Source organism: Stenotrophomonas maltophilia (genome assembly GCF_002799155.1).
Lineage (GTDB): Bacteria > Pseudomonadota > Gammaproteobacteria > Xanthomonadales > Xanthomonadaceae > Stenotrophomonas > Stenotrophomonas maltophilia_R.
Window position 1 is genome coordinate 744,263 of the sequence record NZ_NERD01000002.1, and the last position, 18,406, is coordinate 762,668.

General features: G+C 66.2%; 16 protein-coding genes. 10 read left to right on the plus strand and 6 right to left on the minus strand.

The features are described 5' to 3' along the window. Positions 1-20: 20 nt before the first annotated feature. From B9Y82_RS04045 to uvrA, 3 genes are all read right to left on the minus strand, one after another. Positions 21-746 carry an enolase gene (locus B9Y82_RS04045; protein WP_100471638.1) on the minus strand — a complete coding sequence of 242 codons (726 nt, stop codon included), beginning with the start codon at positions 744-746 and terminating at the stop codon, positions 21-23. Between the two features lie 85 nt (positions 747-831). Then, entirely contained in the window at positions 832-1,239 is a 408-nt protein-coding gene (locus B9Y82_RS04050) for an acyl-CoA thioesterase (RefSeq protein WP_025873855.1), read from the minus strand. After that, positions 1,239-4,232, minus strand: a complete 2,994-nt coding sequence (gene uvrA, locus B9Y82_RS04055; RefSeq protein ID WP_100471639.1) for an excinuclease ABC subunit UvrA — start codon at positions 4,230-4,232, stop codon at positions 1,239-1,241. The genes B9Y82_RS04050 and uvrA overlap by 1 nt, the downstream gene beginning before the upstream one ends. 316 nt (positions 4,233-4,548) lie before the next feature. Between uvrA and rplU the strand changes: the two genes are divergently transcribed. The 3 genes from rplU to cgtA all read left to right on the plus strand — a co-directional run bounded on the left by rplU (position 4,549) and on the right by cgtA (position 6,385). After that, the gene (gene rplU, locus B9Y82_RS04060; RefSeq protein ID WP_005408557.1) at positions 4,549-4,857 is read left to right on the plus strand and encodes a 50S ribosomal protein L21; all 309 of its coding nucleotides are present in this window, start codon (positions 4,549-4,551) and stop codon (positions 4,855-4,857) included. An 18-nt stretch (positions 4,858-4,875) separates the two neighbouring features. Next, positions 4,876-5,139 (plus strand): 50S ribosomal protein L27, encoded by a 264-nt coding sequence (gene rpmA, locus B9Y82_RS04065; RefSeq protein WP_005415704.1) that lies wholly within the window; start codon positions 4,876-4,878, stop codon positions 5,137-5,139. Between the two features lie 193 nt (positions 5,140-5,332). Beyond that, positions 5,333-6,385 carry an Obg family GTPase CgtA gene (gene cgtA / locus B9Y82_RS04070; protein WP_014036376.1) on the plus strand — a complete coding sequence of 351 codons (1,053 nt, stop codon included), beginning with the start codon at positions 5,333-5,335 and terminating at the stop codon, positions 6,383-6,385. A gap of 177 nt (positions 6,386-6,562) precedes the next feature. On the opposite strand, the gene rpsT is transcribed toward cgtA, so the two are convergent. Next, a complete protein-coding gene (gene rpsT / locus B9Y82_RS04075) occupies positions 6,563-6,832 on the minus strand; it encodes a 30S ribosomal protein S20 (protein ID WP_005408560.1) in 270 nt (89 codons plus the stop codon). Positions 6,833-6,949: 117 nt separating this feature from the next. Here rpsT and murJ point away from each other — a divergent pair, with 117 nt between their 5' ends. The 7 genes from murJ to B9Y82_RS04110 all read left to right on the plus strand — a co-directional run bounded on the left by murJ (position 6,950) and on the right by B9Y82_RS04110 (position 16,623). Next, positions 6,950-8,554 (plus strand): murein biosynthesis integral membrane protein MurJ, encoded by a 1,605-nt coding sequence (gene murJ, locus B9Y82_RS04080; protein ID WP_100471640.1) that lies wholly within the window; start codon positions 6,950-6,952, stop codon positions 8,552-8,554. Between the two features lie 75 nt (positions 8,555-8,629). Beyond that, positions 8,630-9,577 (plus strand): bifunctional riboflavin kinase/FAD synthetase, encoded by a 948-nt coding sequence (locus tag B9Y82_RS04085; protein ID WP_100471641.1) that lies wholly within the window; start codon positions 8,630-8,632, stop codon positions 9,575-9,577. Further along, a complete protein-coding gene (gene ileS, locus B9Y82_RS04090; RefSeq protein ID WP_100471642.1) occupies positions 9,574-12,405 on the plus strand; it encodes an isoleucine--tRNA ligase in 2,832 nt (943 codons plus the stop codon). The genes B9Y82_RS04085 and ileS overlap by 4 nt, the downstream gene beginning before the upstream one ends. After that, complete coding sequence (gene lspA, locus B9Y82_RS04095) at positions 12,405-12,929, plus strand: signal peptidase II (RefSeq protein WP_100471643.1); 525 nt, start codon at positions 12,405-12,407, stop codon at positions 12,927-12,929. Before ileS ends, lspA begins: the two co-directional genes overlap by 1 nt. Positions 12,930-12,956: 27 nt before the next feature. Beyond that, complete coding sequence (gene ispH, locus B9Y82_RS04100) at positions 12,957-13,907, plus strand: 4-hydroxy-3-methylbut-2-enyl diphosphate reductase (RefSeq protein ID WP_014036381.1); 951 nt, start codon at positions 12,957-12,959, stop codon at positions 13,905-13,907. A 167-nt stretch (positions 13,908-14,074) separates the two neighbouring features. Beyond that, positions 14,075-15,958: a M61 family metallopeptidase gene (locus B9Y82_RS04105; protein ID WP_100471644.1), complete on the plus strand. Its 1,884-nt coding sequence runs from the start codon at positions 14,075-14,077 to the stop codon at positions 15,956-15,958. After that, a complete protein-coding gene (locus tag B9Y82_RS04110; protein WP_100471645.1) occupies positions 15,955-16,623 on the plus strand; it encodes a lysoplasmalogenase in 669 nt (222 codons plus the stop codon). The genes B9Y82_RS04105 and B9Y82_RS04110 overlap by 4 nt, the downstream gene beginning before the upstream one ends. A gap of 81 nt (positions 16,624-16,704) precedes the next feature. Here B9Y82_RS04110 and B9Y82_RS04115 read toward each other — a convergent pair whose 3' ends face one another. Both B9Y82_RS04115 and B9Y82_RS04120 read right to left on the minus strand, forming a co-directional pair. Then, on the minus strand, positions 16,705-17,424 hold the full coding sequence (locus B9Y82_RS04115; protein ID WP_100471646.1) for a hypothetical protein: 720 nt from the start codon (positions 17,422-17,424) through the stop codon (positions 16,705-16,707). After that, the gene (locus B9Y82_RS04120; RefSeq protein WP_100471647.1) at positions 17,421-18,377 is read right to left on the minus strand and encodes a hypothetical protein; all 957 of its coding nucleotides are present in this window, start codon (positions 18,375-18,377) and stop codon (positions 17,421-17,423) included. Before B9Y82_RS04120 ends, B9Y82_RS04115 begins: the two co-directional genes overlap by 4 nt. Positions 18,378-18,406 lie beyond the last annotated feature (29 nt).

Genomic DNA, 18,406 nt, shown 5'->3' on the forward strand with positions numbered 1-18,406 from the left:
GCCGGCACCACCGACGGGTCTTACGACCAGTCGTAGGAGAACAGCACCGTGCGGCTTTCCGGCTCGTACAACATCACGATCGCATCGGCGCCGGTGGCGCACCAGTTGTAGCCGGCCACTTCTGCCACCGCGAAGAACGCGTTGCCATCGCGGCGGATGATTGCCCGCTCCGCATCATCCGGTGCATGCCGGTCGTTGGCGGCATCGGTGAATTCCAGGGTGAAGGCGTTCGGGATGTCAGCCGTCTCGATCCAGTTGCCGCAGGAAATCTGTCCGCCCAGCGTGTCCAGGTAATCGCGCTCGCTGGCCTCGCCCTTGCCGTAGCGCGAGTAGCAGGCGAGGCGGCCATGGGCGGCATGGTAATCGCGGGCCTTGGCGTAGCTGTCGCGCATCTGCGCGATGTGCTCCTGCGCGTCCTTGTCCTGCACCGCGTCGCCGATGAAATAACCCTCGTTGCCGAGGAAGCGCATCTCGTTGCCGGCGGTCAGTTCGAAGGCGATCCAGTTGGTGCCGGTGAAATCGTTGTGGTGCTCTTCGGTGGTCTCGCCGATGCAGCCGTCATACGGCTCGATCGGGCACAGCATCGTCGCCACCTGGCCGGCCAGTTCCGGGCGCAGCACGCCCAGGTCGATCTTCAGCAGCGGCAGCAGGTGCTCGCTGAGCCAGGCCTGGTCGGCGGGGAAGACCTCGGTGGGGAAGGCGACCATGCCGGGCAGCAGGTCGCTCAGTTCGGTCTTGTGGATCATGTCAGTCCTTTGAACGAAAACGGCAGCGCCGGGCCATGCCCGACGGGGCCAATGCCGACCAAGGTCGGCATCTACCGAGGACGCGTCAGGTAGACGCGCTGCGGATTGCGTCCGGCAGCGGCGCGCTCTTGCCGGTCTGCGTATCCATCCACACCACCACCACGTTGCCGTCGGAATACAGCTTCGACTCATCCTGCTGGTCGACGATGCGGTGGCCGATGGTCACGCTGCTGTTGCCCAGGCGCTCGACGAACAGTTCCACCAGGATGTCGTTGGGCCACACGATCGGCAGCCGGTAATTGACGTTGGTCGCGGCCACCACCGGTGCGATGCGGTCGGTCATCGACACGCCTTCCACGCCCAGCATCCAGCGCACGCGCGCTTCTTCCAGGTAGGAAATGTACTTGGCGTTGTTGACGTGGCCCATGCTGTCCATGTCACGCCAGCGCACGCTGATCGGGATGCGGGCCAGGATCTTGTGTTCGCTGCTCATCAGGCGTCCTTCTTCTTCGTCGTGCTCTTGCTGGCCTTGCCGGTGCTCTTGGCGGCCACGGCTTTCTTCGCCACCTTGGCAGGCTTTTCAGGCTTTACCCTGCGCGGCGGGCGCGCATCGGGCTTGTTGGCCACGGCGGCCGGCTGTTCCGGGCGCGCGCTGGTGGAGGGCAGCATGCGGGCCAGGAACTGGCCGGTGTACGACTGCGGGCAGGCCGCCACGTCTTCCGGCGTGCCGGTGACCAGGATGGTGCCACCGCGGTGGCCACCTTCCGGGCCCAGGTCGACGATCCAGTCGGCGGTCTTGATCACGTCGAGGTTGTGTTCGATCACCACCACCGTGTTGCCTTCGTCGCGCAGCTTGTGCAGCACGCCCAGCAGCGCTTCGATGTCGTGGAAGTGCAGGCCGGTGGTCGGTTCGTCGAGGATGTACAGGGTGCGGCCGGTATCGCGGCGCGACAGTTCCTTGGACAGCTTCACGCGCTGCGCTTCGCCGCCGGACAGCGTGGTCGCGCTCTGGCCCAGCTTGATGTAGCTGAGGCCGACGTCGACCAGCGTTTCCAGCTTGCGCGCGATCGACGGCACCGGCTCGAACAGCTTCAGCGCATCCTCGACGGTCATTTCCAGCACGTCGTTGATGTTGAAGCCCTTGTAGAGGATCTCCAGCGTCTCGCGGTTGTAGCGCTTGCCATGGCAGACATCGCACGGCACGTACACGTCCGGCAGGAAGTGCATCTCGACCTTGATCAGGCCGTCGCCCTGGCAGGCTTCGCAGCGGCCACCACGTACGTTGAAGCTGAAGCGGCCCGGCGAGTAGCCGCGTGCACGCGCTTCGGGCACCTGTGCGAACAATTCGCGCAGCGGGGTGAACAGGCCGGTGTAGGTGGCCGGGTTCGAACGCGGGGTGCGGCCGATCGGCGACTGGTCGATGTCCACCACCTTGTCGAACAGGTCCAGGCCATCGATTTCCTTGTACGGGGCGATCGGGTGCGAGGAACCGTTGATCTCGTTGGCGGCCAGCGAGAACAGGGTGTCGTTGATCAGGGTCGACTTGCCGGAGCCGGACACGCCGGTCACGCAGGTCAGCAGGCCCGACGGAATCGCCAGGTCCACGCCCTTGAGGTTGTTGCCGCTGGCGCCGCGCAGGTGCAGCGTCATCTTCGGGTTCGGCTTGTGCCGGCGCGCGGGGATCTCGATCGCGCGCTTGCCCGACAGGTACTGGCCGGTCAGCGAACGCGGTGCCTCCAGGATGTCCTGCAGGGTGCCCTGGCCGACGATCTCGCCGCCATGCACGCCCGCGCCCGGGCCGATGTCCAGCACGTAGTCGGCCAGGCGGATCGCATCCTCGTCATGCTCGACCACGATCACCGTGTTGCCGAGGTCGCGCAGGCGGGTAAGGGTGCCGAGCAGGCGCTCGTTGTCGCGCTGGTGCAGGCCGATCGACGGCTCGTCGAGCACGTACATCACGCCGACCAGGCCGGCGCCGATCTGGCTGGCCAGGCGGATGCGCTGTGCCTCGCCACCGGACAGGGTGTCGGCCTTGCGCTCCAGGGTCAGGTAATCCAGGCCCACATCGACCAGGAAGCCGAGGCGTTCGCCGATTTCCTTGACGATCTTCGAGGCGATCTCGCCACGCCAGCCCGGCAGGCTCAGTTCGCTGAAGAACTTCAGCGCCTCGTCGATCGGCAGCACCACCAGGTCCGGCAGCGGGCGGTCGGCCACGAACACATTGCGTGCCGCCTTGTTCAGGCGCGCGCCATGGCATTCCGGGCACGGCTGTTCGCTGATGTACTTGGACAGCTCCTCGCGCACCGCCGGCGATTCGGTTTCCTTGTAGCGGCGCTCGAGGTTGGGAATGATGCCCTCGAAGCGGTGCTTGCGCTGGGTGCGGCCGCCGGCTTCGGTGAAGTAGGTGAAGGTGATCGCTTCATCGCCACTGCCGTACAGCACGGCCTGCTGCACGTTCTGCGGCAGCGAGTTCCAGGCCGCGTCGACATCGAATCTGTAGTGCTTGGCCAGCGATGCGATCAGCTGGAAGTAGTAGGCATTGCGGCGATCCCAGCCGCGCACCGCACCGGCGGCCAGCGACAGCTCGGGGTGCACCACCACGCGCGAAGGATCGAAGAATTCGGCCATGCCCAGGCCATCGCAGCCGGGGCAGGCGCCCATCGGTGCATTGAACGAGAACAGGCGCGGTTCCAGCTCCGGCAGCGAATAGTCGCAGACCGGGCAGGAGTACTTGGAGGAGAACAGGGTCGGCGCGGCGTCGGCCGTGTCCAGGCTCTGCACCGAGGCCATGCCGTCGCCGAGTTTGAGCGCGGTCTCGAAGCTCTCGGCCAGGCGCTGCTTGATGTCCTCGCGCGGGCGGAAGCGGTCGATCACCGCCTCGATGGTGTGTTTCTGGCGCAGCGCCAGCGGCGGCACGGCGTCGATCTCGTGCAGCTCGCCGTCCACGCGCACGCGCACGAAACCCTGCGCGCGCAGCTGGTCGAACACCTGGGCATGCTCGCCCTTGCGGTCGCGGATGACCGGGGCCAGCAGCATGTAGCGCTGTTCCGGGTCCAGGGTCAGTACCTGGTCGACCATCTGGCTGACCGTCTGCGCTTCCAGCGGATAGCCATGATCCGGGCAGCGCGGGGTGCCGACGCGGGCGTACAGCAGGCGCAGGTAGTCGTAGATCTCGGTGATCGTGCCGACCGTCGAACGCGGGTTGTGCGAGGTCGACTTCTGCTCGATCGAGATCGCCGGAGACAGGCCCTCGATGTGGTCCAGGTCCGGCTTTTCCATCACGCTCAGGAACTGGCGCGCGTAGGCCGACAGCGACTCGACGTAGCGGCGCTGGCCTTCTGCATAGATGGTGTCGAACGCCAGCGATGACTTGCCCGAACCGGACAGGCCGGTGATCACGATCAGCTTGTCGCGGGGCAGGTCGAGGTCGAGGTTCTTCAGGTTGTGCGTCCGCGCGCCGCGGATGCGGATGAAATCCATCGCCATGGGGGATCCGGTTGTGGGGGCGTTGGCTGGGTGCCGGGCCAGCAGGGAACGGCAATCGGTCAGCCTACCGAGGTGACCAGATGGGGGCAATGGGCGACAATGCCAGCCCGGGGTCTCACCTGATGAGACAGGCTGACAGGCGGGGGTCAGATCCCTTTTCACCACGTGAAAAGGGATCTGACCCCGTTCCGGCCCGGCCTCCAGGCCGTTCAGGGGTTGACTTGACCCGCGCCCGCTGATCTGCGTACAATCCCGCTCCTGTCCGCCCTCGATGGCGGCAGCTCAGACCACAATAACTACAGAGGAAGGCCTGGTCATGTACGCAGTACTGGTCACCGGCGGTAAGCAATACCGCGTGGCGCAGGGCGAAAAGCTCCGCATTGAAAAGCTCGAAGTCGAAGTCGGCAGCGAGATCAAGTTTGACAACATCCTGATGCTGGGTGACAGCGATGGCGTGAAGCTGGGCGATGCGCTGAAGGGCGCTGCCGTCACCGCCAAGGTCCTGTCCCAGGGTCGTGCTGACAAGGTCCGGATCATCAAGTTCCGTCGCCGCAAGCACCACATGAAGCGTCAGGGTCACCGTCAGTACTACACCGAAATCGAGATCACCGGCATCGCCGGCTAAGCATCAGGAGAAGCAGTCATGGCACATAAAAAGGGCGTAGGCTCCTCGCGCAACGGTCGCGACTCCAACCCGAAGTACCTGGGCGTCAAGATCTTCGGCGGCCAGGCCATCGAAGCTGGCAACATCATCGTGCGTCAGCGCGGCACCCAGTTCCACCCGGGTTCGGGCGTTGGCCTGGGCCGTGACCACACCCTGTTCGCCCTCGTGGACGGCAAGGTGGAGTTCTCGGTCAAGGGCGCCAAGAAGCGTCGCACCGTCAGCATCGTCTCGGCCGACGCCTGATCCAGGCATCGCCGGCACCCGTGCCCAGGCATGGCCGTGCTGGATGAAGAGCACGCTGCATGGAAAGCCCCGCTTCGGCGGGGCTTTTCGTTAGAGTGAACGCAAGACCGGCCAGGCCGGGCTGCCGGCCATCGGCAGGCATAACATTCAAGGCGACGGCAGGCAGGCCGCGCCCATCGTAGGCATCGAAACAATGAAACTGGTAGACGAAGCAGAAATCGAAGTGTTCGCCGGCAACGGCGGCAACGGCTGCATTGGCTTCCGTCGCGAGAAGTTCATTCCGCTCGGCGGCCCGGACGGCGGCGACGGCGGTGCGGGCGGCAGCGTGTACATCCGCGCCGACGAAAACCTGAACACCCTGGTCGACTTCCGCCATGACCGCATCTTCAAGGCGCAGCGCGGCGAGAACGGCATGGGCCGGCAGGCCTATGGCAAGGGTGGCGAAGACCTGACCATCACCGTGCCGGTGGGCACCGTGGTCATCAATGTCGCCACCGATGAAGTCATCGGCGACCTGACCCAGCACAACGACCGGCTGCTGGTGGCCAAAGGTGGCCGCGGCGGCCTGGGCAACATGCACTTCAAGAGTTCGACCAACCGCTCGCCGCGCCAGGCGCTGCCGGGTGAGCCGGGCGAGGAGCGCACGCTGAAGCTGGAGCTGAAGCTGCTGGCCGACGTCGGCCTGCTGGGCTTCCCCAACGCCGGCAAGAGCACCCTGATCCGTGCCGTTTCGGCGGCAACGCCGAAGGTGGCCGATTACCCGTTCACCACGCTGTACCCGAATCTGGGTGTGGTGAAGGTGGAGAACTACCGCAGCTTCGTGATTGCCGACATTCCCGGCCTGATCGAGGGCGCGGCGGATGGTGCCGGCCTCGGCGCGCAGTTCCTGCGCCACCTGCAGCGCACCCGCCTGCTGCTGCACCTGGTGGACATCTCGCCGATGGAAGGCGGCGTGGAAGGCATTTCGCCGGTGGAGCAGGTGCGGGCGATCGAGCGCGAGCTGGAGAAGCACGATCCGGAGCTGCTGAACAAGCCGCGCTGGCTGGTGCTGAACAAGGCCGACCTGATGTTCGAGGACGAAGCGCAGGCGGCGGCCGAGCAGATCGTCGCCGAGCTGGGCTGGAAGGAGCCGTGGTTCCTGGTCTCCGCGTTGGGTCGCGAAGGCACTTTCCCGATCATGAGCCGGATCATGGCGTTCTTTGATCGCCAGAAGGAAGATGAGCTGGAAGCCCGCAACGCGCAGTGATGCTGTTGTGGTTCCGCGCGAAAAACCCGGCTTCGGCCGGGTTTTCTGTTGTTGCGGTCAGATCCCTTTTCCGCTGGGAAGGGATCTGGCCCCGGGCGAGCAGGCAACAAAAAACCCGGCCAGGGGCCGGGCTTTTGTCTGCAGCCCAGCCCCGAGGGGCTAGGCGGCAACGCCGGATCAGGCGGCCTTGAGAGCCTTGATGCGGTCGTTCAGGCGGCTCTTGTGGCGAGCAGCCTTGTTCTTGTGGATCAGGCCACGCGCGCTGAAGCGATCCAGGATCGGCTGGGCAACGGCGAAGGCGGCTTCGGCGCCGGCGGCATCGTTGGCGTCCAGCGCCTTGATCACTTTCTTGACAGCGGTGCGCAGCATCGAGCGCTGAGCCACGTTGCGCGCGTTGCGCACGACGGTCTGCTTGGCGCGCTTCTTGGCGGACTTGATATTGGCCACGGTGGTGGTTTCCTGAAAAAATCGGTGTTATGGGAACAGCAAGCTAGCTAGTATGATGGCGTAAGAAATGCACGTCAAGTCGATTGTCAAGAGGGACGCTGAGTGAGTTCACCCAAGTTGTTGCGGGGCCTGCTGTCGTTCAGCAGCATGACCATGGTCTCGCGCGTTCTCGGACTTGTCCGGGACTTCGTGGTGACCACCACGTTCGGCACCAACGCCATCACTGATGCTTTCTGGGTCGCCTTCAGGGTACCCAATTTCCTGCGCCGGTTGTTCGCCGAAGGGTCTTTCGCCACCGCTTTCGTGCCGGTGTTCACGGAAGTGAAGGAAACCCGCAGCCACGCCGAGCTGCGTGAACTGATGGCCCGGACCGCCGGCACCCTGGGTGGGGTGCTGATGCTGGTCACCGCACTGGCGCTGATCTTCGCGCCGCAGCTGGCCTCGGTCTTCTCAAGCGGCGTTGATACGGATCCGGTGAAGCAGGGCCTGCTGGTCGACCTGTTCCGCCTGACCTTCCCGTTCCTGCTGTTCGTCTCGCTGACCGCACTGGCCGGCGGCGCGCTCAACAGCTTCCAGCGCTTCGCGATGCCGGCGCTGACCCCGGTCATCCTCAACCTCTGCATGATCGCCGGCGCACTGTGGCTGGCGCCGCGGCTGGGCGGCACCCCGGAAAAGCAGATCCTGGCGCTGGGCTGGGCGGTATTGGCCGCCGGCATCCTGCAGCTGCTGTTCCAGCTGCCGTCGCTGAAGGGCATCAACCTGCTGACCCTGCCGCGCTGGGGCTGGAGCCATCCGGGCGTGCGCAAGGTGATGACGCTGATGGTGCCGACGCTGTTCGGTTCCTCGGTGGCGCAGATCAACCTGTTGCTGGATACGGTGATCGCGGCCAAGCTGACCGACGGCTCGCAGTCCTGGCTGTCGCTGGCCGATCGCTTCCTTGAGCTGCCGCTGGGCGTGTTCGGCGTGGCCCTGGGCACGGTGATCCTGCCGGCGCTGGCCCGCCACCACGTCAGCACCGACCGCGAGGGTTTTTCGCGCTCGCTGGACTGGGGCCTGCGCATGACCTTGCTGATCTCGGTGCCGGCCATGCTGGGCCTGCTGCTGCTGGCCGAGCCGCTGATCGCGACCATCTTCCAGCACGGCCAGTTCAGTGCTTTCGATACCCGCATGACCGCGTTGTCGGTGTACGGCCTGAGCTTCGGCCTGCCGGCGTTCGCCCTGCTGAAGGTAGTGCTGCCGGCCTTCTACGCCCGCCAGGACACCAAGACCCCGGTGCGCGCCGGCGTTGCCGCGCTGGTGGCCAACATGGTGTTCAACTTCATCCTGCTGGCGGTGCTGTACCAGGTGATGGTGCCGGACGCGCTGAAGGCGCAGGGCGTGATGGCGGCCATCGGCAAGCAGCCGGGCCTGCACCTGGCGCTGGGCATCGCCAGCGCGCTGTCCAGTTACCTGAACCTGGGCCTGCTCTGGTACTGGCTGGGCAAGACCGATGTCTACCAGCGCCGGCCGGGTTGGGGTGGCTATCTGCTGCGCCTGCTGCTGGCCTGCGCAGCCATGGTCGGTGTGCTGCTGGCCCTGCTGCATTGGCTGCCCGGCTTCCCGGCGATGGGGGTGTGGGAGCGGATCGGCGCACTGGCGCTGCTGGTCGGCGGCGGTGGCGCGACCTATGCGGTGGCCATGCTGGCGATGGGCTTCCGCCCGCGCGACCTGCGCGGGCATTGATCGCGGCCCGTGGCGGCTATACTTCAGGGTTACACCATTGAAGCGGCGGCCCCGGTCGGGCCGGAACGAGAGTTGATGAGCAGGCTGTTCAGAAGCGTCGAGGGCGGGGAGCTGTTCCCCAACGGAAGCGTGGTCTGTATCGGTGCATTCGACGGCCTCCACCTGGGCCATCGTGCGCTGGTCCGCCACGCGGTTGCCCGCGCGCGCGCCTTGGGCGTGGCCGCAGTGGCCGTGGCATTCGAGCCGCTGCCGCGTGAATTCTTCGCCCAGGGCACGCCGCCGCCGCGGCTGACCCTGGCGCGCAGCAAGGTCGAGATCCTGCGCGAGCTGGGCGTCGATGCGATCGGCCTGCTGCGTTTCGACGCGGCGATGGCGGCGATGCCGGCCGAGACCTTCGTGCGCCAGCTGCTGGCGCACCGGCTGGGCGCGCGTGAGGTCTGGATCGGGCCGGAGTTCTGCTTCGGCAACCGCCGCCGCGGCGATCTGGCCCTGCTGCAGAAGATGGGCGCCGAACTCGGCTTCACCGCGGGCGAGATCGAAGCGGTGGACCTGCATGGTGAGCGCATCTCCAGCACCCGCATCCGCCAGCTGCTGCAGGACGGCGATTTCGCCCGCGCCAACGACCTGCTCGGCCGTCCGTACGCGATCAGCGGGCGTGTGGTGCGCGGGCGCCAGCTCGGCCGTACGCTGGGCTTCCCCACCGCCAACCTGCGCTTCCCGAAGACCCCGGCACTGTCGGGCATCTACGCGACCTGGGTGCACGGCGTGTTCGACCAGCCGTGGCCGTCGGTGTCCAGCTTCGGCACGCGGCCGACGGTAGACGGCGTGGAGCCGCTGCTGGAAGCCCACCTGTTCGATTTCCAGGGCGACCTGTACGGGCGCCACATCGACGTGGAGTTCGTCGCCAAGCTGCGCGACGAAGAGAAATTCAATGATCTGGCGGCGCTGACCGACCAGATGCACCGCGACGCCGAACAGGCGCGCGCCATCCTTTCCGAACATAGATTGCGAGCCACTGCGTGAGCCAGGACTACAAGACCACCCTGAACCTGCCAGCCACCGAATTCCCGATGCGCGGCGACCTGCCCAAGCGCGAGCCGGGCATTCTGGCGCGGTGGGAAGCGCAGGGGCTCTACCAGCAGCTGCGCGACAACGCCGCCGGCCGCCCGCTGTTCGTGCTGCACGACGGCCCGCCGTATGCGAACGGCCGCATCCACCTGGGCCACGCGGTCAACAAGATCCTGAAGGACATCATCGTCAAGTCGCGCTACCTGGCCGGCTTCGATGCGCCCTACGTGCCGGGCTGGGACTGCCACGGCCTGCCGATCGAGATCGCGGTCGAGAAAAAGTGGGGCAAGGTCGGCACCAAGCTCGACGCCGTCGAGTTCCGCCAGAAGTGCCGCGAGTTCGCCGAGGAGCAGATCAACATCCAGCGCGTCGACTTCAAGCGCCTGGGCGTGACCGGCGACTGGGACAACCCGTACAAGACCCTGAGCTTCGACTTCGAAGCCAACGAGATCCGCGCGCTGGCCAAGGTCGTGGCCAACGGCCACCTGGTGCGTGGCGCCAAGCCGGTGTACTGGTGCTTCGACTGTGGCTCGGCGCTGGCCGAAGCCGAGATCGAGTACCAGGAAAAGGAATCGCCGGCGATCGACGTGGCCTACGCCGCGCGTGATGCGCAGGCCATCGGCCAGGCCTTCGGTGTGAGCGTGCCGGCCGATGTCGAAGTGGCTGTACCGATCTGGACCACCACGCCGTGGACGCTGCCGGCTTCGCTGGCGGTGTCGCTGGGCGCGGAGATCAACTACGTGCTGGCCGAGGGCCCGGCCCACAACGGCAAGCGCCGTTGGCTGGTGCTGGCCGCAGCCCTGGCCGAGCGCGCGCTGCAGCGCTACGGCGTGGACGAAGTGGTGCTGCACGGTGAAACCACCGGCGCGGCGCTGGAAAACCAGCTGCTGGCGCATCCGTTCTACCCGGAACGCGAGATCCTGGTGCTCAACGGCGACCATGTGTCCGACGAGGACGGTACCGGTGCGGTGCACACCGCCCCCGGCCACGGCCAGGAAGACTTCGTGGTCAGCCAGAAGTACGGCCTGCTGGACAAGTACAACGCCGGCCAGGTGACTCCGATCGACGGCCGTGGCGTGTACCTGGAATCGACCCCGCCGGCCGGTGACGTGGTGCTGGCTGGCCAGCACCTGTGGAAGGCGCAGGAGGCTATCGTCGGCGTGCTGCGCGACAACGGTTCGCTGCTGGCCTTCCATCCGATCCGCCACAGCTACCCGCACTGCTGGCGCCACAAGACGCCGGTGGTGTTCCGCGCCACCCCGCAGTGGTTCATCTCGATGGACAAGGCCAACCTGCGCAACGATGCGCTGGCCGCCATCGATACCGTGGGCTGGTTCCCGACCTGGGGCAAGGCGCGCATCCAGAGCATGGTCGACGGTCGCCCGGACTGGACCATCTCGCGCCAGCGCACCTGGGGCGTGCCGATCGCACTGTTCACCCATCGCCAGACCGGCGAGATCCACCCGCGTTCGGTGGAGCTGATGCAGCAGGTCGCCGACCGCGTCGAAGCCGAGGGCATCGACGTGTGGTACTCGCTGGATGCCGCCGAACTGCTGGGCACCGAAGCGGCCGACTACGAGAAGGTCACCGACATCCTCGACGTCTGGTTCGATTCGGGCGTCACCCATGAAGGCGTGCTCGCCGCGCGTGGCTTCGGCAAGCCGGCCGACCTGTACCTGGAAGGTTCGGATCAGCACCGCGGCTGGTTCCAGTCCTCGCTGCTGACCGGCGTGGCGATCGACAAGCGCGCCCCGTACAAGCAGTGCCTGACCCATGGCTTCACCGTGGACGAGCACGGCCGCAAGATGTCCAAGTCGCTGGGCAACGGCATTGAGCCGCAGGACATCATGAACAAGCTGGGCGCGGACATCCTGCGCCTGTGGATCGCCTCGGCCGACTACAGCAACGAGATGTCGCTGTCGCAGGAAATCCTCAAGCGCAACGCCGACGCCTACCGTCGCCTGCGCAACACCGCACGCTTCCTGCTCGGCAACCTGGACGGTTTCGATCCGGCCCAGCACCTGCAACCGCTCGAGCAGATGGTCGCACTGGACCGCTGGATCGTGCATCGCGCGTGGGAGCTGCAGGAGAAGATCAAGGCGGCCTACGACGGCTACAACATGGCCGAGATCGTGCAGCTGCTGCTGAACTTCTGCAGCGTTGACCTGGGCTCGCTGTACCTGGACGTGACCAAGGACCGCCTGTACACGATGCCGACCGATTCCAGCGGTCGCCGTTCGGCACAGAGCGCGATGTACCACATCGCCGAAGCATTCACCCGCTGGGTCGCGCCGATCCTGACCTTCACCGCCGACGAGCTGTGGGGCTACCTGCCAGGCGAACGCGCTGAGCATGTGCTGTTCACCACCTGGTACGACGGCCTGGCGCCGCTGCCGGCCGATGCCCAGCTCAACGCCGCTGACTTCGACCAGTTGCTGGCTGTGCGCGAGCAGGTGGCCAAGGTGCTCGAGCCGATGCGTGCCAACGGCGCCATCGGTGCCGCGCTGGAAGCGGAAATCACCATCGCCGCCAGCGAAGAGCAGGCCGCGCGCTGGCAGCCGCTGGCCGATGAACTGCGCTTCCTGTTCATCAGCGGCGACGTGCAGGTGCGCCCGGCGACCACCGACGAGGTGTTCGTCAGCGCCCAGCCAACCACCAAGGCCAAGTGCGTGCGCTGCTGGCACCACCGCGCCGACGTCGGCAGCAACGCGGACCATCCGGAACTGTGCGGCCGCTGCGTGAGCAACGTCACCGGCGCCGGCGAACTGCGGAGCTGGTTCTGATGAGCGCCGCACGTCCGCATCCGAACGCCCTGGTCTGGCTGCTGCTGTCGGCCGCCATCATCGGCCTGGACCAGTGGTCCAAGGCCTGGGTGCTGTCGAGCCTGCCGGAGTTCCAACCGGTGGTGGTCATCGACGGCTTCTGGAACTGGTACCGCACCTACAACACCGGTGCGGCGTTCAGCTTCCTGAGCGACGCTGGTGGCTGGCAGAAGCACTTCTTCACCGCGCTGGCGATCGCCATCAGCGGCCTGATGGCCTGGTGGCTGCGCGGCACCGCCCGCAGCAACTGGAAGGCGGCCGTGCCGTATGCGCTGATCATCGGCGGCGCCATCGGCAACGTGATCGACCGCCAGGTGCATGGTCATGTGGTCGATTTCATCCAGTGGTACGTGGGCAGCTACACCTGGCCCTCGTTCAACATCGCCGACTCGGCCATCGTGGTGGGTGCCATCGGCATCGCCCTGTTTGGCCTGTTCGACGGCAAGTCCGCCAAAAAGGCGGATAATGCCAACCCGAAACCGTAAGCCGGCCGCTGCCGGGAGATTGAACTGATGGATGTGCTGCTCGCCAACCCGCGTGGTTTCTGTGCCGGTGTCGATCGTGCGATCGAGATCGTCAAGCGCGCGATCGAAACGCTGGGCGCGCCCATCTACGTCCGCCATGAAGTGGTGCACAACCGCTTCGTGGTCGACGACCTGAAGCAGCGCGGCGCAATCTTCGTCGAGGAACTCGACGAAGTGCCGGACAACAACACGGTGATCTTCAGTGCCCATGGCGTGTCCCAGGCCGTGCGCCAGGAAGCCGAGCGCCGTGGCCTGAAGGTGTTCGATGCCACCTGCCCGCTGGTGACCAAGGTCCACTTCGAAGTGGCCCGCCACTGCCGTGCCGGCCGTGACGTGGTGCTGATCGGCCATGCCGGTCACCCGGAAGTGGAAGGCACTATGGGCCAGTGGAACCGTGAAGCCGGCACCGGCCAGATCTACCTGGTGGAGGATGTGGAACAGGTCGCCACGCTGCACATCAACCAGCCGGAAAACTTCGCCTACACCACCCAGACCACGCTGTCGGTGGATGACACGCGCGGCATCATCGATGCGCTGCGCGAGCGTTTCCCGGCGATGCAGGGCCCGAAGAACGACGACATCTGCTATGCCACGCAGAACCGCCAGGACGCCGTGCGCGACCTGGCCAAGCGCTGCGATCTGGTGCTGGTGGTCGGTTCGCCGAACAGCTCCAACTCCAACCGCTTGAGCGAGCTGGCCCGTCGTGAGGGCGTGGAGTCGTACCTGATCGACGGCGCGCATGAGATCGACCCGCGCTGGGTGGAAGGCAAGCAGCACATCGGCGTGACCGCCGGTGCCTCGGCACCGCAGGTGCTGGTCGATGGCGTGCTGGCGCGCCTGGCCGAGCTGGGCGCGACCGGCGTCGGCGAGCTGGACGGCGAACCGGAATCGATGGTGTTCGCGCTGCCGAAGGAACTGCGCCTGCGCCTGGTCGACTGACCGAGCCTGACTCTTGTGGGTGCGAACCTGCACAAGGTGGGTGCGAACCTTGGTTCGCACGCTTTTTGGCAGGCGCGGATGGGCGGTCCGCCCATGACCTTTGGCCATGGGGCAGGGCACTCTACAGGCCTAGCATCGGAGGATTCTCCGTTGTTGGAACCTGCCCGATGAAGACCCGTGCCCTGGCCATGTCGTTGCTGTTCGCGCTGACCGCCACGCCTGCACTGGCGCAGACCTCGCCACCGGCGAACGCGGCCGCTCCCGGCCTGCTGCGCATCGCTGTGGACGCACGCGACCTGGCCCGGCGCATCTTCAAGGTGACCGCCAGCGTGCCGGCCAAGCCCGGCCCGATGACCCTGCTGTACCCACAGTGGATTCCCGGCAATCACTCACCCACCGGCCCGATCGACAAGCTGGCCGGCCTGCGCGTGACCGCCAACGGCAAACCGTTGGCCTGGCAGCGCGACCAGTACAACGTCTATGCGTTCAAGGTGGACGTACCCGAGGGCGTGACTGAAATCGTCGCCCACTTCGACTTCCTGTCCTCGCAGGGTGGCAGCCAGGGGCGGGTGGTGATGACCCCGGAAATGCTCAACCTGCAGTGGAACGCCAACTCGCTGTACCCGGCCGGGGTGGATGCACGCAACCTGCAGGCGCAGGCCAGCGTGACCCTGCCCAAGGGCTGGTCGTTCGCCACTGCGCTTGAAACCGCGCGCCGCGATGGCGATACCGTGGTGTTCAAGCCGATCTCGTATGACCACCTGGTCGATTCACCGTTGTTCGCCGGCGAGCATTACCAGCGCATCGATCTCGACCCGGGTGCGAAGGTGCCGGTGCACCTCAATGTGTTCGCCGACGACGCCAAGTCACTGAAGCCGAGCGAGGCGCAGATCTCGATGCACCGTGCATTGGTGCAGCAGGCCGACAAGCTCTACGGCGCGCGCCACTACAACCACTATGAATTCCTGCTGGCGCTGACCGACCGCCTCGGCGGCATCGGCCTGGAGCATCATCGTTCCAGCGAGAACAGCGCCGACCCGGGCTACTTCACCGAGTGGGACAGCAACGCCTGGATGCGCGACCTGCTGCCGCACGAGTACACCCATTCCTGGAACGGCAAGTACCGCCGCGGCGCGGATCTGGCCACCGCCAACTTCAACGTGCCGATGGGCGACAGCCTGCTATGGGTGTACGAAGGGCAGACCCAGTTCTGGGGGCAGGTGCTGGCGGCGCGTTCGGGCCTGTGGTCGACCGCGCAGGCGCGCGACATGCTGGCCAATGTGGCCGCGACCTATGATCGTGGCCGGCCGGGCCTGGCCTGGCGCCCGCTGCAGGACACCACCAACGATCCGACCATCGCGCAGCGCCGCACGCTGCCTTACCGCAATTACCAGATGAGCGAGGACTACTACTCCGGCGGCCAGATGCTGTGGCTGGAAGTGGAGGGCAAGCTGCGCGAACTGAGCGGCAACCGGCGCAGCCTGGACGAATTCGCGCGCGCCTTCTTCGGCGTCGGCAATGGCGACTGGGAGGTCAACCCGTACACCTTCGATGACGTGGTCACGACCTTGAACGGCATCGCGCCGTATGACTGGGCGACGTTCCTGCGCGGGCGCCTGGATGGCCATGGTTCGTTGACCGGTGGCTTGGAACTGGCGGGCTGGAAGCTGGCCTACCGCGATACTCCGAACGACGCCTACAAGGCGCAGGAAAAGCGCGCGAAGGCGGCGTTGCTGGCGTACTCGCTGGGCGCGACGGTGCTCGACAGCGGCGTGGTCGGCGACGTGATCTGGGACAGCCCGGCGTTCAATGCCGGCCTGGCGCCGGGCATGAAGGTGATTGCCGTTGGCGGCCGCGAGTACAGCAGCCAGCGCTTGAAGGACGCCGTCGCCGGCGCGGCGAAGGACAAGGCGCCGATCGTGCTGCTGGTGAAGCGGTTCGACCGCATTGAAACAATGAACATCGACTATCACGGTGGCCTGCAGTATCCGGTGCTGGAGAGAATCGCCGGCAAACCTGACCGCCTTGCGGATCTGTGGAAGGCACGATGAAGCCGCGCGCCCGCGATGGCGTGGTCCTGTTGATGGCGATTCTCGCCATCGTGGGTGCATTCCTGCACGGCGATGGGCACTGGCTGCACTGGCTGGCCAAGCCGGCCACCACGCTGCTGATCGCCGCCATCGCCTGGCGGGTGCGTGATCCCGCGCAGCCTTTCTACCGTCGCGCGGTGCTGGCCGGCATGCTGCTGTCGTGCGTGGGTGACATCGCGCTGATGCTGCCGATGGACGCTTTCGTACCGGGGCTGGTGGCGTTCCTGCTGGCGCATCTCTGCTACATCGTCGCCTTCCGCGATGGCCTGCGTGCTGGACGCGGCCTGCTCGCCGCCGGCGTCCTGCTCGGCGCGTTCGCTGTACTCAATGTACTGGGTCTGTGGCCGCACCTGCCTGCACCGATGCGTATTCCGGTGCTGGCGTACGTGATGGTGCTGGCCTCGATGGCGGTGTTGGCACTGGCACGCCAGTGGCGCCGGCCGCAGCCCGGAGCCGTGGAAGGCAGCAGTGCGCGCTGGGCTGCCGCCGGTGCGCTGCTGTTCGTCGCCAGCGATTCGTTGCTGGCCTGGGACCGCTTCGCCGGCGGCCTGCCGCTGGCCAGCCTGCTGGTGTTGTCCACCTACTACGGCGCGCAGTACGCCATCGCCCGCTCGGTGAAACAGTGAAAAGGGGACGGAGGGGATTAAGTCGCAGACGGCACCATGGCATAAACGACTTAATCCCCTCCGTCCCCTTTTTTGCGTTGACTATCGGTGGCTCGTGCCGCGCAGGGCACCCTGTGCGTCGAACGAGAGGCGTACGGACTGGCGGTCACCGGCGACCTCGTCCGGCAGCCAGACCAGAGTGCCACCCTTGCGCACGATCACATAGACGTGACCGACTTCACCCGGTGTGCCCATCAACGCGTTTCGCTGCGCCTGCAGCGCCTGGGCGACGCGTGGCACCGCCTCGAAATCGATATTGGCCAGCGCCGTGCTGCTGCGGCGCAGGGTGATGGTGGGGGCGAAGCGTTGCGGATCGACCGGGCTGCCCCTGCGCCACTGGCCGCGCTCGAAGTGGTAGCTGTCAACGCGCGAGGGGTGCTGCGGATCGACCAGGTCCAGGTTGATGCGGCCATCATCGTAGAAGTGGATGCTGTGGAACACCGTCAGCCGATGCCCGGCCAGCGCCGGCAGTTCCTCGAGCGCCTGGCGTGCGGCCAGCAGGTGGTCGGCATCGAACAGGCGATTGCTTCGCGCGGGAATCGGGGCAGGCTGCGGTCCAGCAGCCACAGTAACGCCGGGCGCAAGCGATGCAGGCTGTTCGCGCGGCGGTTGCGACGAAACGAAGGGTGGCAACCGATCGGCCTGCACTGAATGGCCCAGCGTTTCGCCCAGCGTCTGCAGCGCACCCCCTGCCACGGCAACGCCGGCCAGCGCCAGCAACACCACGCAGAACACCAGCCGGGTCGAGGGCGGCTGCTTCATATTCCCTCCAGGCGAACGTTGCCGCGATCTTCCGGGTCGTACAGCAGCGTGACCTGCTCGCGCGGAAGGTTGGCCAGTTCGATCAGTGGGATGAAGCGACGTACGCTGGCCTGTTGCACGGCACCCTCGCGGTCGGTGTATTCCAGCTGGAACTCCACCTGTGGCTGCTCGTTGAGATAGGTGCCGGTCTGGCGCAGCTTCAGCACCTTCGCCTCCACGCCGATGCCGCGGTACTTCAGCGCGTCACCGCGGGCATCGGCCTGCAGCAGGCGGCCGAGCAGGCGCAGGCCCAGCGCATAGCCGCACAACACCAGCGGACACACCAGCAGTGGATGGCCGAACGACAGGAAGGTCCAGCCCAGGCCTTCGCTCTGCAGCCGATAGGCGAACACGTAGGCACTGGCAACCGCGACGATGCCGATCGCCGCACCGATGCCACGGCGCCAGAGGCTGCCGACATCCAGTTCCGGCTGGGCGCCGTCGAGCACCACGTTGGGGAACTCGCCCGGCGCACGGCTCAGGCGAGCCTCGATACGCTTGCCGGCAATGAAGCGTTGCAGTTGTGGCTTGCTGTCCACCACCAGCATCTGTTCGCTGACCGGTGTGCCGGACAGGTTCTGGAAGCGCAACTGCAGCTTCCACTGTGGGAAGCCACGTACCTGTATGCCGGTCTGTTCGGCCTGTTCGATCAAGGCATCACGCGGCTCACCGTCGGCCAAGATCGAACGCACCCGATGCAGGGCGCGCGGTGGACCCAGCAGCAGGTAGTGCAGGAAGGCGAGCAGCAACGCCAGCCACAGGGCCAGCGATACGGCGAGCAACAGCAGTGCCAGCCACGGTGCGCTGCGGTCGGCCAGCTGCACCGGCCACGACGTGCCGAGGTAGAGGATGCACGGAAAGGGTAACGCGAAGAACAGCAGGAACGCGCCCCAGAACCAGAGATAGGCCTTCATGGGGTGGTGGGGGACCGATGGAACAGGGC